Source organism: Nocardia sp. NPDC051929, assembly GCF_044548645.1.
Lineage (GTDB): Bacteria > Actinomycetota > Actinomycetes > Mycobacteriales > Mycobacteriaceae > Nocardia > Nocardia sichangensis.
The window spans coordinates 251,185-269,742 of sequence record NZ_JBIUCG010000012.1 but is presented as its reverse complement, the minus strand read 5'-3'; the positions used below and the strand labels follow the sequence as shown (position 1 = coordinate 269,742).

Genomic DNA, 18,558 nt, shown 5'->3' with positions numbered 1-18,558 from the left:
GAGAATTCCGCGGGCGCGAACCCCGCGGGCATCGCGGCCGAGCTGATCTACGCCACCGACCTGTTCGACCCGGCCACCATGGCCGAGTTCGGGCGGCGCTTCGGCCGGTTGCTGAAGGCCGTCGCGGCCGAGCCGGACCGGCCCATCGGCGATCTCACGCTGCTGGACGAGCCGGAGACCGAGCAGGCGCTGCGCGGCTGGAACGACACCGCCCGCGACCTCGGCCCGGCGAGCACGCTGGTCGAGGAGTTCGCCGCGCAGGCCGCGGCGACGCCGGACGCGGTCGCGGTGATCGATCCGGCCACCGGGACGCAGCTCACCTACGCCGAATTCGCCGCGCGCGTGCGGCGATTGGCGCGTCGACTCATCGAGGCGGGTGTGGGTCCTGAGACGCTGGTCGCCCTGGGCCTGCGCCGCTCGGTGGACCTGGTCGTGGCCGCTTACGCGGTGCAGGCGGCGGGTGGCGGCTACGTGCCGCTGGATCTCGACCAGCCCGCCGACCGCGTGCACTACGTGCTCGACTCGGCCGACCCGGTCTGCGTGCTGACCACCGCGCGCGACGCGTTCGACGGCGCGGGCCGCGCGACACTGCGCATCGACGAGCTGGAGTTGTCCGGTTACGCGGACGACCCGGTCACCGACGCCGAGCGCATCGCGCCGCTGCGCCCGCAGCACCCGGCGTACGTGATCTTCACCTCCGGCTCCACCGGCCGCCCCAAGGGCGTCGCCGTGCCGCACGCCGCGGTCGTCAACCAGATCCGCTGGATCACCGGCGAATACGGCATCGACGCCGACGACGTGGTGCTGTTCAAGACCCCCGCCACCTTCGACGTGTCGGTGTGGGAGCTGTTCGGCCCGCTGAGCACCGGCGGCCGGATCGTGGTGGCGAGCCCGGACGGGCACCGCGACCCGCAGTACCTGGTCGAGGTGATCGCGGCCGAGCGGGTCACGATGACCTCGTTCGTGCCGTCGATGCTGACCGTCTTCGCGGCCTGGATCGACCCGGCCGACGCCGACGCGCTCGCCTCGCTGCGCACGCTGTTCGTCGCCGGTGAGGCGTTCACAGCCGACGCGGTCGTGGCCATCCGCCGCGTCAGCGACGCCGCGCTGTACAACCTGTACGGACCCACCGAGTTCACCGTGCACGCCACGCACGCACCTGTCGCCGAGCAGGTGGACGGGGCGGTGCCGATCGGCCTGCCGGTGTGGAACGCGCAGGCGTACGTGCTGGATTCGCGTCTGCACCCGGTGCCGTCGAACGTCGCGGGTGAGCTGTACCTCGCGGGCGATCAGTTGGCGCGCGGCTACTTCGGTCGCACGGACCTCACCGCCGATCGCTTCGTGGCCAACCCGTACGGCGCGCCCGGCGCTCGGATGTACCGCACCGGCGACTTGGTGCGCCGGGACGACACCGGCGCCATCGAGTACCTGGGCCGCACCGACTTCCAGGTGAAACTGCGTGGTCTGCGCATCGAGCTCGGCGAGATCGAGACCGCGTTGACGGCGCACGAATCGGTCGCGCAGTCGGTCGCGCTGGTGCGTTCGGACGCGCGCACCGGCGACCAGCTGGTGGGTTATGTGGTGCCGGCGAACGGCGCGACGGTGGACGTCGAGGCGTTGCGCGCGCATCTGTCCGCGCAGCTGCCGTCCTACATGGTGCCCGCCGCCATCGTGGTGCTCGACGCCATGCCGTTGAACCCGAACGGCAAACTGGATCGCCGCGCGCTGCCCGAGCCGGTCTTCGAGGCGCGGGAGTTCCGCGCGCCGTCCACGCCGGTGGAGGAGATCGTCGCCGACGTCTTCGCCGAGGTGCTCGGCCTGGCACAGGCGGAACGCGCGGTCGGCTTGGACGACGACTTCTTCGACCTGGGCGGCAACTCGCTGATCGCCACACAGGTGGTGGCCCGACTCGGCGCCGCGCTGGACACCAGGATCCCGGTCCGCACGCTGTTCGAGGCGCCGACCGTGGCGGCGTTGGCCGTGCGGGTGGAGGCGCACCAGGGCACCGGCCGCCGCCGGGAACTCGCCGCGGGCCCGCGCCCGTCGAAGATCCCACTGTCGCTGGCCCAGCAGCGCATGTGGTTCCTGAACCGGTTCGACAACCAGACCGCGGTGAACAACATCCCGCTCGCGGTCCGGCTCACCGGAACCCTGGACACCGAGGCGCTGCGCCAGGCCGTGGCCGACGTGGTCGACCGGCACGAGGTGTTGCGCACCGTCTACCCGGAGACCGCCGACGGCCAGGGCGTGCAGGTCGTGCTGCCCGCCGGGCACAGCGCGGTCGACCTCACCCCGATCGAGGTGTCCGAGGCCGAGATCTCCGAGCGGATCAGCGAACTGGTGCTGACCGGCTTCGACGTCACCGCCGAGGTGCCGGTGCGCGCCGCGCTGTTCCGCATCGCGGGCTCGATGGACGGCTCGCAGCCCGACACCCACGTGCTGGTGTTCGTGGTGCACCACATCTCCGGCGACGGCTGGTCGGTGCGCCCGCTGGCACGCGACGTGATGGTGGCCTACTCGGCGCGTTCGCGCGGCGAGGCGCCCGCGTGGGCGCCGCTGCCGGTGCAGTACGCCGATTACGCGCTGTGGCAGCGCGAGACGCTGGGGTCGGAGGGCGATCCCGCCTCGCTGATCGCCCAGCAGGTCGCGTTCTGGTCCGACTCCCTGGCCGGGCTGCCGGATCAGCTGGATCTGCCGTCGGACCGCTCGCGTCCGGCGGTGGCGTCCAACCGCGGCGGCGTGTACGAGTTCGCGCTCGACGCGCGGCTGCTGCGCGAGCTGAACGCGCTGGCCCGCGCGAACGGCGCCAGCCTGTTCATGGTGGTGCACGCGGCGTTCGCCGCCTTGCTGGCCCGGTTGTCCGGCAGCGACGACATCGCCATCGGCACCGCGGTCGCGGGCCGTGGTGAGGCCGTGCTCGACGACGCCATCGGCATGTTCGTCAACACGCTGGTGCTGCGCAGCGCGGTCGATCCCGCGATCGCGTTCACCGAATTGCTCGCGCGCACCAAGGACACCGACCTCGCGGCGTTCGCGCACGCGGACCTGCCGTTCGAGCGGCTGGTGGAGATCCTGAACCCGGCGCGCTCGCAGGCGCGGCATCCGCTGTTCCAGGTGATGCTGTCGTTCCAGAACACCGGTGAGGCCACCTTCGAGCTGCCCGGCCTGGAAGTGGCCGGGGTGCCGCTGGACGTGGTGACCGCCAAGTTCGATCTGCACCTCAACCTCGCCGACCGGTTCGACGCCTCGGGCTCGGCCGACGGCATGACCGCCGAATTCGCCTACGCCACCGACATGTTCGACTCCGACACCATCGCGGGCGTCGCGTCGCGGCTGGTGCGGATGCTGACGGCGATAGCCGCCGATCCGTCCGTGGCCGTCGGCGATGTCGAGTTGCTCGACAGCGTCGAGCGCACCGAGGTCCTCGAGCGGTGGAACGACACCGCGCACGCGGTCGACCCGGACGCCACCCTGGTGTCGATGTTCGCCGCGCAGCTGGCGCGGACCCCGGACGCGACCGCCGTGACGTTCGAGGGGACGAGTCTGGCCCACCCGTCGCCCGACCACCACCCCTCATCGAGTCACTACGTGACGCTGACGTATGCCGAGTTCGCCTCGCGCGTGAACCGCCTGGCCCGGCACCTCATCTCGCTGGGCGTCGGCCCGGACTCGATGGTCGCGCTGGGCATGCGCCGCTCGATCGACCTGGTGGTCGGCATGTACGCGGTGAGCGTCGCCGGTGGCGCGTACGTGCCGCTGGATCCGGACCATCCGGCCGACCGCACCCGCTACGTGCTCGACACCGCGCAGCCGGTGTGCGTGCTCACCACTTCGCGCGACGAGTTCGACGCCGGCGCTACCCCGGCGATCGAGATCGATGTTGTCTCGCTGGCCGGGTACTCCGACAAGCCGGTCACCGATGCGGATCGCCGTGCGCCGCTGCGCTCGTCGAACGCCGCGTACGTGATCTTCACCTCCGGTTCGACCGGCCGCCCGAAGGGTGTGGCGGTCTCGCACGCGGCGATCGTCAACCGTCTGGTGTGGATGCAGGACGAGTACGGCCTCGACGACACCGACGTGGTGTTGCAGAAGACCCCGGCCACGTTCGACGTGTCGGTATGGGAGTTCTTCTGGCCGTTGCAGGTCGGCGCGCGCCTGGTCGTCGCGAAGCCCGACGGCCACCGCGACCCGGCCTACCTCGTGCAGGTCATCACCGGCGAGCAGGTCACCACGGCGCACTTCGTGCCGTCGATGCTGTCGGTGTTCGTGGCCGAGGAACGCGCCGACGAATGCACCAGTCTGCGCAACGTCTTCGCCTCCGGTGAGGCGCTGCCCGCCGCCACCGCGCAGCGGATGCAGGAACTCACCGGCGCGCTGCTGCACAACCTGTACGGCCCGACCGAGGCCGCGGTCGACGTCACCTATCACGAGGTGACCGAGGCCGACACGGTGTCGGTGCCGATCGGCGCTCCCGTGTTCAACACCCAGGTTTACGTGCTGGATTCGCGCCTGCACCCGGTGCCGGTGGGTGTCGCGGGTGAGCTGTATCTCGCGGGCGTGCAATTGGCCCGCGGCTACGTCGCGCGTCCCGATCTGACCGCTGACCGGTTCGTGGCCAACCCGTACGGCGCGCCGGGCGAGCGGATGTACCGCACCGGCGACCTCGTCTCCTGGACCGACAAGGGCGAACTGGAGTACCTGGGCCGCACCGACTTCCAGGTGAAGCTGCGCGGTCTGCGCATCGAGCTGGGCGAGATCGAGTCGGCGCTCACCGCGCTGGACTCGATCGCCCAGGCCGTGGTCGTGGTGCGCTCGGACGAGCGGCTGGGCGACCAGTTGGTGGCGTACGTCATCGCGACCGCGGGCCGCTCGGTGGACATCGAGGGCGTGCGTTCCGAGCTCGGCGGCGAGCTGCCCGCCTACATGGTGCCGTCGGCGTTCGTCGTGCTGGAGGCGTTCCCGCTGAACGCCTCCGGCAAGCTGGACCGTAAGGCGCTGCCCGCGCCGGTGTTCGAGGCCAAGGTGTTCCGCGCGCCGTCCACCCCGATCGAGGAGATCGTGGCGGGCACCTTCGGTGACGTGCTCGGTGTCGCGCGGGTCGGACTGGACGACGACTTCTTCGAACTCGGCGGCAACTCGCTGCTGGCCACCCAGGTGACCGCGCGGCTGGGCGCCGCGCTGGACACCAGGCTCGCGGTGCGCGACCTGTTCGAGGCCTCCACCGTGGTGGCGTTGGCCGCCAGGGTGGAGCGCAACGCCGGGTCCGGCCGGAACCGGCCACGCCTGGAGGCGGGGGAGCGCCCGGCGCGCATCCCGCTCTCGCCCGCGCAGCAGCGGTACTGGTTCCTCAACCAGTTCGACACGGCCACTTCGGCGGTGGACAACATCCCGCTGGCCGTCCGCTTGTCGGGCACGCTGGAGGTGGCCGCGCTGGAGCAGGCCATCGGCGACGTGTTCGCCCGTCACGAGGTACTGCGCACCACCTACCCGCGCTCGGCGGAGGGCCCGCATCAGGTGATCCGCCCGGCCGACCGGTCCGCGGCGGCGCTCACCCCGATCGACGTGGCCGAGGACGACCTGCTCGGCGCCGTCATCGGCTTCGCGCTGACCACCTTCGACGTCACCGTGGAGGTGCCGTTGGCGGTGGCGCTGTTCCGCATCGCGGACAACGACCATGTGCTGGCGTTCACCGTGCATCACGTCGCGGCCGATGGTTCGTCGATGGGTCCGCTGGCCCGCGACGTTATGGCCGCCTACGTGGCGCGGGTGCAGGGCGAGGCGCCGCAGTGGCAGCCGTTGCCGGTGCAGTACGCCGACTACGCGCTGTGGCAGCGCGCGGTGCTCGGATCCGAGGACGATCCGGAATCGCTGGCCGCGCAGCAGGTGGCGTACTGGCGTCAGGCGCTGGCGGATCTGCCCGATCAGCTGGAACTGCCCGCCGACCGGCCGCGCCCGCCCGCGCAGTCGTTCCAGGGCAAGGCGATCCGCTTCGAGATCGACCCGCAGCGGCACGCCCGCCTGCACGAACTGGCGCGCGCGCACAACGCGTCGCTGTTCATGGTGGTGCACGCGGCGCTGGCGGTGCTGCTGTCGCGGTTGTCGGGCACCGACGACATCGCGGTCGGCACCCCGATCGCCGGTCGCGGCGAACGCGAACTCGACGACCTGATCGGCATGTTCGTCAACACCCTGGTGTTCCGCACCCGGGTGGCGTCCGGTGAACGCTTCGCCGACCTGCTCGGCGACGTCAAGGAACGCGATCTGGAGGCGTTCGCCAACGCCGACGTGCCGTTCGAGCGCCTGGTCGAGGTGCTCAACCCGGTGCGCTCGACCGCGCGCAATCCGCTGTTCCAGGTGGGCCTGTCGTTCCAGAACCTGGCCGAGACCACCTTCGAGCTGCCCGGCCTGACGGTGAGCGCGGTCAACTTCGACTCGCAGCTGGCCAAGACCGACCTGCACGTCACGCTCTACGACCGGTACGCAGACGACGGCACGCCCGCCGAGATCATCACCGAATTCGGTTACGCCACCGACCTGTTCGACGAGGACACGGTGCAGGGCTTCGCCGACCGGTTCCTGCGGGTGCTCGACGCGGTGGCGGCCGACGCCACGGTGCGGGTGGGCGAGATCGACCTGCTCGCGGCCGAGGAGAGCGAGCGCATCCTCACCGCGTGGAACGCCACCGACCACGAGGTCGACCAGACCGCGACGCTGGTGTCCTTGCTGGATGACACGGTGGCCGCGACCCCGGCGGCCGTGGCGCTGGTCGCCGACGAGCCGACCGGCCGTCGCGAGCTGACCTACGCCGGGCTGGACGCGCGGGTCAACCGACTGGCCCGGTACCTGATCGGCCGCGGCGTCGGCCCGGAGGACCGCGTCGCGCTGGCGATCCGCCGCAGCAGCGACCTCGTGATCGCCATGTACGCGGTCGCGAAGGCCGGTGCGGCGTACGTGCCGATCGATCCGGATCAGCCCGCCGAGCGGACCGACTACATCCTGGGCACCGCCGCGCCGGTGTGCGTGCTGACCACCGGCCGCGACGGGTTCCGCACCGCGGCGGCCGATGTCGTGCAGATCGACGGGCTCGACCTCGCCGAGTACCCGACGGCTCCGGTGACCGCGGCCGAGCGCACGGGTGCGCTGACCCCGGCGAACACCGCGTACGTGATCTTCACGTCCGGTTCCACCGGTCAGCCGAAGGGCGTCGCGGTCCCGCACGCGGCGATCGCCAACCAGTTGCAGTGGGAGACATCTGTCTTCGAGCTGGGCGCGGACGACGCGGTGCTGCTGAAGACGGCGGCGACGTTCGACCTCTCGGTGTGGGAGTTCTGGTCGGCCGCGGTTTCCGGCGGCCGCCTGGTGATCTCGTCCGCCGACGGGCATCGCGACCCGGCGTACCTGAACGAGCTGATGCGCGCCACCGGCGTCACCACGCTGCACGTGGTGCCGTCCATGCTGGACGCGCTGCTCACCGAATCCGGTGGCCGCCTGTCGGACTCGCTGCGGCGGGTGCTGGCCATCGGTGAGGCGCTGCCCGCCGCGACCGCCCAGCGGTTGCGCCGCAACAACGCCGCCGAACTGCACAACCTCTACGGTCCGACCGAGGCGGCGGTGTCGATCACCAGCCACCTGGTCACCGATGCCGACGAGGCGTCGGTGTCGATCGGCGCGCCGGAGTGGAACAGCCGGGTCTACGTGCTGGACTCGCGACTGCGGCCGGTGCCGGTCGGCGTCTCCGGTGAGCTGTACCTGGCCGGTGCGCAGTTGGCGCGCGGGTACTTCGGTCGTGCGGACCTGACCGCGGACCGGTTCGTCGCCGACCCGTTCGGCGCGGCGGGCGACCGGATGTACCGCACCGGCGACCTGGTGGCCTGGAGCGCCTCCGGCGAGCTGGACTACCGCGGCCGCACCGATTTCCAGGTGAAGATCCGCGGCTTCCGCATCGAGCTCGGCGAGATCGAGGCCGCGTTGCTGCGGCAGGACGCGGTGAGCGCCGCGGCCGTCGTCGCGCACACCGATCCGAGCATCGGCGATCGGCTGGTCGCCTACGTGGTGACCCGCACGGGCGCGCTGGACAAGAGGGCTCTGCAGTCCGCGCTGTCGGCCGAGCTGCCGTCGTACATGGTGCCGTCGATGCTGATCGGGCTGGAGGCGTTGCCGCTCAACGCCAACGGCAAGCTGGACCGCAAGGCGCTGCCGGAGCCCACCTTCGAGAAGGCGGTGTTCCGCGCGCCGGTCACGCCGATCGAGCAGATCGTGGCGAACACCTTCGCCGAGGTGCTGCGGCTGTCCGATCGCGAAGGCGGCGAAGCCAAGCGCCTCGGCCTGGACGACGACTTCTTCGCCTGGGGCGGTAACTCGCTGCTGGCCACGCAGGTCGCCGCCCGCCTGGGTGAGGCGCTCAACACGCGGGTGCCGGTGCGTCTGCTGTTCGAGGCGTCCACCGTCGCCGCGCTGGCGGTGCGGGTGGAGCAGCACGCCGACATGGGCGGCCGCCGTGCGCTGACGGCGGGCCCGCGGCCGGAGCACATCCCGCTGTCGCTGGCGCAGCAGCGCATGTGGTTCCTCAACCGGTTCGACACCCAGTCGGCGGCCTACAACGTGCCGATCGCGGTGCGGTTGTCCGGCGCGTTGGACGTGGCCGCGCTGCGTGCCGCGATCGCGGACCTGGTGAGCCGCCACGAGATCCTGCGGACGGTGTACCCGCAGACCGAGGCGGGCCCGGTGCAGGTCATCCTGCCGCCCGCCCAAGCCGTGCCGCGCCTGGAGGTGCGGGTGGTCGCGCCGTCGCAGATCGAGTCCGCCGTGGTGGCGCTGACCTCGACGATCTTCGATGTCACGACCGAGGTGCCGGTGAAGGTCGCGCTGTTCCAGATCGCCGGGGAGGGCGCGCAGACTCCGGCGGACGGGTCGGTGGACTACGTGCTGGCCATGGTCGTGCACCACATCTCCGGTGACGGCTCCTCGGTCGGCCCGCTGACCAGGGACCTGATGATCGCCTACGCCGCGCGGTCGGCGGGCGAGGCGCCGAACTGGGCGCCGCTGGAAGTCCAGTACGCGGACTACAGCATCTGGCAGCGCGAGCTGCTCGGCGACGAGGAGGATTCGGAATCGCTGGCCGCCAAGCAGGTCGCCTACTGGCGCCAGGCGCTGGCCGAGCTGCCCGATCAGCTGGACCTGCCCTCGGACCGGCCGCGCCCCGCGGTGCAGTCCTTCGCGGGCGGCAAGGTCGAGCTGCGGGTGGACGCGCAAACCCATCAGGCGCTGATCGAGCTGGCGCGTGCGGAGGGCGCGACGCTGTTCATGGTCGTGCACACCGCGCTGGCGGTGCTGCTGGCCCGGTTGTCTGGCACCGACGACATCGCGATCGGCACGCCGATGGCGGGCCGTGGCGAAGCCGTTCTGGACGATCTGATCGGCATGTTCGTCAACACCCTGGTGTTCCGCACCCGGGTCGAGGCGGGCGAGGCGTTCACCGATTTGCTGGCCCGCCAGCGCGAGACCGACATCCAGGCGTTCGCCAACGCCGACGTGCCGTTCGAGCGCCTGGTGGAGGTGCTCAACCCGGTGCGTTCGACCGCGCGGCACCCGCTGTTCCAGGTGGGTCTGTCGTTCCAGAACCTGGCGCAGTCCGCGCTGGAGTTGCCCGGCCTGAGCGTGTCCGGCCTGGACATCGACACCGAGCTGTCCCAGTTCGACCTGCACCTGATCGCGACCGACCGCTACGACGACGCCGGCGCGCCCGAGGGCATCACCGGCTTCTTCACCTACGCGACCGACATGTTCGACCGCGCGACGGTGCAGGGCTTCGTGGACCGGTTCGCGCGCCTGCTCGGCGAGATCATCGCCGCGCCGCGCACCCCGGTCGGCGACCTCGAACTGCTCGACGCCGCCGAACGGACCCAGCTGCTCACCGCGCGCAACGCGACCGACCAGCCGGTGGACACCTCCGCCACGCTGGTGTCGCTGCTGGACGCCACGGTCGCGGCCGGGCCGAAGGAAGTCGCGCTCGTCACCGAGGACGGCGAGTCGATCACCTATGGCGCACTCGACGTTCGGGTGAATCGTCTTGCGCGGCATCTGATTTCGTTGGGTGTCGGTCCGGAGTCGCGAGTGGCGCTGGCGTTGCGTCGGTCGGTCGATCTGATCGTGGCGATGTATGCGGTGGCGAAGTCCGGTGGCGCGTATGTGCCGGTGGATCCGGATCAGGCTGCCGAGCGCACGAGCTACATCCTCGAGACGGCGGCACCGGTTTGTGTGTTGAGCAACGCCGAGGCGGAGTTCAGTACCGATGTCGCGCCGGTGGTGCGGATCGATGAGCTCGACTTGTCGGGTGTGGATGCCACGCCGGTCACGGATGCGGATCGGGTCGCACCCCTGCGTCCGGAGAACACGGCGTATGTGATCTTCACGTCTGGTTCGACGGGTCGCCCGAAGGGTGTCGCGGTTCCGCACGGCGCTATCGCGAACCAGTTGCAGTGGAAGAACGTCGAATTCGGTTTGGACGCTGCGGATGCGATTCTGCTGAAGACGGCGGCGACGTTCGACCTGTCGGTGTGGGAGTTCTGGTCGGCCGCTGTCTGCGGTGGTCGCCTGGTGATCGCCTCCCCGGACGGTCACCGAGACCCGGCGTACCTGAACGAGTTGATGGCTCGCGAGTGGGTCACCACGCTGCATGTGGTGCCGTCGATGCTGGACGCGTTGTTGACCGCCGGTATGCCGAACTCGCTGTGGCGGGTGCTGGCCATCGGTGAAGCGCTGCCGGGTTCGGTCGCGCAGCGGTTCCTGCGGGAACACCCGCGCACGGAACTGTTCAACCTCTACGGTCCGACCGAGGCGGCGGTGTCCATCACCAGCCACCGGGTCACTCTCGCCGACGAGACCTCCGTGTCGATCGGTGCGCCGGAATGGAACAGCCGGGTCTACGTCCTCGACTCCCGGCTGCGGCCGGTGCCCGACGGCGTCTCCGGCGAGCTGTACCTCGCCGGTGCGCAGTTGGCGCGTGGTTACTTCGGTCGTGCGGATCTGACGGCGGATCGGTTCGTGGCGAATCCGTTCGAGCCGGGTGCGCGGATGTATCGCACGGGTGACTTGGTCGCTTGGACCGGCACCGGCGAACTGGAATATCGGGGTCGTACGGATTTCCAGGTGAAGATCCGTGGTTTCCGTATCGAGCTGGGTGAGATCGAAGCAGCGTTGCTCGTGCTGCCGGAGGTCGCGCAGACTGCGGTGATCGCGAAGTCGGATCCGAAGACGGGTGACCGTTTGGTGGCCTACCTGGTGGCTGCCGATGCCGAGGCCGGTGTGGATGTGGCGCGGGTGAAGTCCGAACTCACTGCTGGGTTGCCGTCGTACATGGTGCCGTCGGCGTTCGTGGTGTTGGATGCGTTGCCGTTGAACGTCAACGGCAAGCTCGACCGCAAGGCGCTGCCGGAACCCGAGTTCGAGATTCAAGCCTTCCGTGCGCCGTCGACTCCGATCGAGGAGATCGTGGCGTCGGTGTTCGCCGAGGTGCTCGGGGTGGAGCGGGTCGGCGCGGATGACGACTTCTTCGCGCTCGGTGGTAATTCGCTGTTGGCGACGCAGGTCGCGGCGCGTATCGGCGCGGCACTGGATGCCCGTGTGCCGGTGCGTGTGCTGTTCGAAGCCTCCACCGTCGCCGGACTGGCCGCGAAGGTCGAGCAGCACGCGGGGGCCGGTGGCCGCCGCGAGCTGGTGGCCGGTCCGCGTCCGGAGCACATCCCGTTGTCGCTGGCGCAGCAGCGCATGTGGTTCCTCAACCAGTTCGACACCGCCTCGGCGGTGAACAACATCCCGGTGGCCGTGCGGCTCACCGGCGAGCTGGATGTCGAAGCGCTGCAAGCGGCGGTCGGGGACGTCATCGCCAGGCACGAGACCCTGCGCACCGTCTACCCCGAACAGGACGGCGCGGCGCACCAGGTCATCGTGCCCGTCGAGCGGGCACTGCCGGACCTGCGGCCGGAAGCGGTCGCGCCCGAGGACATCCGGCACCGGATCATCGAGGTGATCTCCGCCGGGTTCGACGTGACCACCGAGGTTCCGTTGCGGGCCAAGCTGTTCCGCGTCACGGATGCGAGCGGCGGGGCGGGAGCCGGCACAGCGTACGTGCTCGTGTTCGTCGCGCATCACATCAGCGCCGACGGCTGGTCGATGGGCCCGCTGACCCGCGACGTGATGCTGGCCTACGCGGCCCGTTCGGCCGGTGTGGAACCGGGTTGGGCGCCGCTGCCGGTGCAGTACGCCGACTTCAGCCTCTGGCAGCGTGACGTGCTCGGCTCCGAGGACGACCCGCAGAGCCTGATCTCCCAGCAGGCCGAATACTGGCGTGCCGCGCTGGCCGGGCTGCCCGACGAGCTGAACCTGCCCGCCGACCGGCCGCGTCCGACGACGCAGTCGTTCGCGGGTGGGCGAGTGGTGTTCCCGATCTCCGGCGAGCTGCACGGCAGGCTCACCGACATCGCCAGGCAGCAGAACGCGACGCTGTTCATGGTGGTGCACGCCGCGCTGGCGCTGTTCCTGGCGCGTATGTCCGGCACCGACGACATCGCCGTCGGCACGCCCATCGCGGGCCGCGGCGAGGCCGAACTCGACGACGTGATCGGCATGTTCGTCAATACCCTGGTGCTGCGTTCGCACGTGGACGGCGACCTCACCTTCGACCAGTTCCTGGCCCGCACCAAGGACGCCGATCTGCAGGCGTTCGCGCACGCGGACCTGCCGTTCGAGCGGCTGGTGGAACTGCTCAACCCGGAGCGCTCCACCGCGCGGCACCCGCTGTTCCAGGTGGCGCTGTCGTTCGAGAACCTGCCCGAGAGCAGCTTCGAGCTGCCCGGACTGCACGTGGGCGCGGTCGATTTCGACGTCGACACCGCCAAGTTCGACCTGTCGCTGACCATCCGCGAGGCAGGGGAGAACCCCGACGACGCGGGCATGTACGCGGAGTTCTCCTTCGCGCGCGACCTGTTCGACGACGAGACGGTGCGGGTGTTCGCCGAGCGGTTCACCAGGCTGCTCACCGCGATCGCCACCGACCGGGAAACCCCGATCGGCGACCTGCCGCTGCTGGACGTGGCCGAGTACCACCTGCTCACGCACGTGGCGGGCGAGGACGTCATGGCCACCGGCCTGCTGCCGGACCTGCTGCAGCACGGCGCGCGGCTGGACCCGGACCAGATCGCGGTGCGCTACCAGGGCCGCTCGATCACCTACCGTGAATTGGACGAGTACTCCTCGCGCCTGGCGCGGGTGCTCATCGCGCGCGGTGTGGGACCGGAGCGCATCGTGGCGCTGTCGTTCCCGCGCTCCTACGAGATGGTCGCGGCGTTCTGGGCGGTGGCGAAGGCGGGCGGCGCGCACGTGCCGGTCGACCCGACCTACCCCGAAGATCGCATGCGGCACATGGTCAACGACTCCGGCGCGGTCATCGGCATCACCGCGAGCGAGTACGTCGACCGGCTGCCGCGCGACGTGGAGTGGCTGCGGATCGACGACCCGGCGCTGGGCGAGCTGATCGAGAGCCAGCCCGCCGAGCAGGTGACCGACACCGATCGGAACGCCGTGCTGGCGATGCGTCATCCGGCGTACGTCATCTACACCTCCGGCTCGACCGGTATGCCCAAGGGCGTCACCGTGACCCATGCGGGCATGGGCGGCCTGGTCGGCGTCGCGGCGGATCTCTACCAGCTGGAATCGCACCATCGGTTCCTGCACATCTGCTCGCCGAGCTTCGACCCGTCGGTGCTGGAATGGCTGTGCGCCGCCTACACCGGCGCGACGCTGGTGGTCGTGCCCTCGACCATCATCGGCGGCCCGGACCTGGCGGAGCTGCTGCGCACCGAGCGGGTGAGCCACACGATCATCACCCCCGCGGTGCTCGGCACGGTCGATCCGGAAGGCATGGAGGCGCTCGAGGTGGCCTCCGTCGGCGGTGACGTCACCACGCCGGAGCTGCTGGCCAAGTGGTGGCCGGGCCGCAAGTACTTCAACGCCTACGGCCCGACCGAGACGACGATCATCTCGTCCTACGCCCAGCTCACCCCGGGCAGGCACATCACCATCGGCCGCCCGGTGCGCGGCATGTCCGCGCTGGTGCTGGACAACCGCCTCAACCCGGTGCCGCCGGGCGTCGCGGGCGAGCTGTACCTGGCCGGTGGCGCGCTGGCGCGCGGCTACCACAACCGCCCCGACCTCACCGCGGAACGGTTCGTCGCCAACCCGTGGAGCGACGAGGGCGCGCGCATGTACCGCACCGGTGACGTGGTGCGCTGGTTCGCCGAACCCGGCGAGCGGGCCGGCAACGCCGCGCTGGCGTCGGTGCCGTGGCACCTCGATTACGTGGGCCGCTCGGACTTCCAGGTGAAGATCCGCGGCTTCCGCATCGAACTGGGCGAGATCGACACCGTGCTGGCGAGCCACGAGGACGTCGAGTACGCGATCACCATCGGCCGCAAGACCGAGGCGGGCGCGACGATCCTGGTGTCCTACGTGCTGGCCGCGCCGGGCCGGGAGATCGATACGGCGAGGCTGACCGAGTACGCCTCGCGCACGCTGCCGCCGCACATGGTGCCGACGGCGATCGTGGTGATCGACGAGATCCCGCTGACCCCGGTCGGCAAGCTGGATCGCAAGGCGCTGCCCGAGCCCGAGCTGGCGCCGCGCGAGTTCCGCGCGCCTGCCAGCGAGGTCGAGGCCGTCATCGCCGAGGTGTTCGCCGAGGTGCTCGGCGTCGACCAGATCGGTTTGGACGACTCGTTCTTCGCGCTCGGCGGCGACTCCATCCTGTCGATCCAGCTGGTCTCGCGGGCCAAGGCGCGTGGCGTGCTGTTCACTCCGCGTGACGTGTTCGAGCGGCGCAGCGTGGCCTCGCTGGCCGAGATCGCCGCGCTGGGCGCGGGCACGGAGCAGGTGCGGCTGGAGGAACTGCCCGGCGGCGGTGTCGGCGAGATCCCGCTGACCCCGATCATGCGGCAGATCCTCGCGAGCGGCTCGTCGTATCAGCGGTTCTCGCAGACCATGGCGCTGCGGCTGCCCGAAGGCATCGACCGGGAGACACTGGTCGCCACCATCGCCGCGGTCTTCGACCACCACGACGTGCTGCGGTCGCGGCTGCGCCGCACGGGCGGGGACTGGACGTTCGAGGCCCTGCCGCACGGCGCGGTGGACGTCGACGCGCTGGTGCGCCGCGTGGACCTGGCCGCCGACGCCGACGAGGCGGAGCTGGCGCGCGTGGCCACCGAAGCGCTCGACGGTGCGTTGGGCAGGTTGGATCCGGCCGAGGCCGCCATGGCGCAGTTCGTCTGGTTCGCCTTCGAAGGCGAGCGGCGGGACGTGCTGTTGATCGTCGCGCACCACTTCGTGGTCGACGGCGTGTCCTGGCGCATCCTGATCCCGGATCTGGCGGTGGCCTGGTCGCAGCTGGTCGCCGGTCAGCCGGTGGCGCTGCCTGCCAACGGCACCTCCATGCGGCGCTGGGCGCACAGCCTGGTCCAGGCGGCGAGCGCGCCGGATCGGGTCGCGGAACTGCCGTTCTGGCAGCAGGTTTCGGCCACACCGGATCCGTTGCTCGGCGAGCGTGCGTTCGATCCGGCGGTGGACACGTTCGCCACCGTCGAGCGGGTCGAGGTCACCGTGCCCGCCGAGGTCACCGACGCGGTGCTCACCGCGATCCCGGGCCTGTACCGGGGCGGTGTGAACGACGGTCTGCTCTCGGCGCTGGCCATGACGATCGCCCGTTGGCGCGGCCACGGTTCGGACGCGGCGCTGGTGAAGCTGGAAGGCCACGGTCGTGAAGAGGACGTCGTGCCGGGCGCGGATCTGTCGCGCACGGTCGGCTGGTTCACTTCGGCCTACCCCGTCCGGCTGGACCTGGCCGGTGCGGATCTCACCGACGCGTTCGCCGGTGGCGCCGCGCTCGGCGAGATCGTGAAGTCGATCAAGGAGCAGCTGCTCGCGGTGCCCGACAAGGGCCTCGGCTACGGCCTGCTGCGGCAGCTGAATCCGGAGACCGCGCCCACCCTGGGTTCGTCCGGGCAGATCAGCTTCAACTACTTGGGCCGGATGTCGGCCGGGGAGATCCCCGAGCAGCTCGCCGAGATCGGCTGGGTGCCGGTGGCCGACCTGGGTCAGCTGGATGTCGACATGGACCTCGACATGCCCGCCAACGCGACGATCGACATCAACGCCATCGTCACCGACTCCGACGAGGGGCCGCGCCTGGGCGCGTCGTTCGCCTTCCCGACCGGTCTGCTGAGCAGGGAGCGGGTCCAGGAGTTCGCCGACCTGTGGGTCGAGGCGCTCACCGCGCTGGCCACCCACGCGCGGCGGCCGGACGCGGGCGGCTTCACGCCGTCGGACATGCCGCTGGTGCGGGTGCGGCAGCCCGACCTCGAGCAGTGGGAGCGCAGCTACCCGGCGCTGGCCGAGGTGTGGCCGCTGTCGCCGCTGCAGTCGGGTCTGCTGTTCCACGCGATGATGACCCAGTCCACCGTGGACGTCTACACCATGCAGGCCGTGGTGGACCTGGGCGGCACGCTGGACGTGGCGCGGCTGCGTGCGGCGGCTCAGGGCATCGTCGACCGGTACCCGAACCTGCGCACCGCGTTCGTCACCGACGCCGACGGCCAGGCCGTGCAGGTGGTGTTGGATCGGGTCGAGGCGCCGTGGCGCGAGGTGGATCTCACCGGGCTGCCCGCCGACGAGCGGACCGCGGAACTGCGCAGGCAGGTCGCGGCCGATCAGGCGACGCACTTCGACATGGCCACGCCGCCGCTGATGCGGTTCACGCTGTTCCGCAGCGACGCCGCGCAATGGCACCTGGCCATCACCACCCACCACATCCTGCTGGACGGTTGGTCGATGCCGCTGCTCATGCGGGATCTGCTGGTGCTGTACGCGGTGCGCGGCGACCAGACCGCCTTGCCGCGGGTGGCCTCCTACCGCAACTTCCTCGGCTGGCTGGCCGGGCGCGACCGGGACGCCTCGCTGCGCGCTTGGGCGACGGCGCTGGAAGGGGTCAACGAACCCACCCAGCTCGCGCCGCAGCCGCGCGGCGCCGAGAACTACGAGATCGGCAAGGTCGTCACCGAACTCGACGCCGACCGCACCCGCCGGATCACCAAGCACGCCGCCGAACTCGGCGTCACGGTGAACACGCTGGTGCAGGCCGCGTGGGGCATCCTGCTCGGACGTCTCACCGGCCGCGGCGACGTGGTGTTCGGCGCGACGGTGTCCGGCCGTCCGGCCGAGCTGCCCGGTGTCGAGTCGATGGTGGGTCTGTTCATCAACACGCTGCCGGTGCGGCTGCGCATCGATGACCGCCAGAGCATCGGCGAGCTGCTCGGGCGCTTGCAGGGCGACCAGGCGGGTCTGCTCGAGCACCACTATGTGGGGCTCACCGACATCCAGCGGGTGGCGGGCACCGGAGCACTGTTCGACACGCTGCTGGTGTTCGAGTCGTATCCGATGGACAAGGAAGCGATCTCGGCCGCCAGCTCGATCGACGGCATGTCGGTGACCGGTGTCGGCGTCAACGACGCCACGCACTACCCGATGACCCTGCTGGTGATGTCGGAGGCCACGATCGAGCTGACCCTGAAGTACCTGGGCAGCCGGTTCACCGCCGAAGAGGTCGAGACCCTCGCCGAACGGCTGGTGCGGGTGCTCGACGCGCTGCTGGGCGATCCGGACGCGCTGGTCGGGGACATCGACATCCTCGACGAGGGCGAACGGGCCCGGCTGCTGGTCGAATCCGGCGTCACGGCCGCGGCTTCCACGCCGGAGCCGGTGGGCCGGGTCGGCGCTCGCACGGTGTCCAAGGTGCTCGCCGAGGTCGTCGAAGAGGACCCGGACGCGCCCGTGCTGCTGGCAGGCGAGGACGAGGTCGCCTTCCACACGCTGGATCGGCGTTCCTCGCAGCTGGCCCGGGTGCTCATCGACCGCGGCGCCGGACCCGGCGACGTGGTCGCGGTGACGCTGCCGCGTTCGGTGGACGCGGTGGTCGCGGCCTGGGCGGTCCAGAAGGCCGGTGCGGCATGCCTGTTCGCGGGCGATCTCACCGCCGAGGAACTGACCGCTGCGGGCGCCGGGTTCGGCATCGGCTCGGAGTCGGTGGCCGACAGCGACATTCGCTGGCTGGCGCTCGACGACGCCCAGGTCCAGCAGGACATCGCCGCGGCGGCCGCGCACCCGGTCTCCTACGCCGACCGGGTCCGCCCGCTCGGCGAGGAACACCCGGCGTTCGTCGTCACCACGGCGAACGGAGTCGTCGCGATCACCCAGTCCGAGGCACTGGACGAGGCCGAACGCGTGCGCGAGGAGCACGAGATCGACTACGAGTCAACCACGTACACCACCGCGCTCTCCGGCCGCGCCGCCGTCCTGGAGTTCTTGGTCTCCGCCACCGCCGGAGCCCTGTCCGTGCTCCCGACCGGCGACCTCGCGACCGACCTCACCGAGGGCGAGGTCACCCACTGGTTCGCCTCGCCGGGTGAATCGACCGACGCGGCGGGCGAGGAGATCACGATCGTGATCGCGGAATAG

General features: G+C 70.7%; 1 protein-coding gene (only partly in view). It reads left to right on the top strand.

Translation table 11 applies throughout. The features are described 5' to 3' along the window. On the top strand, positions 1 to 18,558 hold part of the coding region annotated (locus ACIHAX_RS18335; protein ID WP_397278630.1) for a non-ribosomal peptide synthase/polyketide synthase (this coding region is incomplete at its 5' end). Its footprint begins 12,536 nt before the window's first position; 18,558 of 31,094 annotated nt are visible.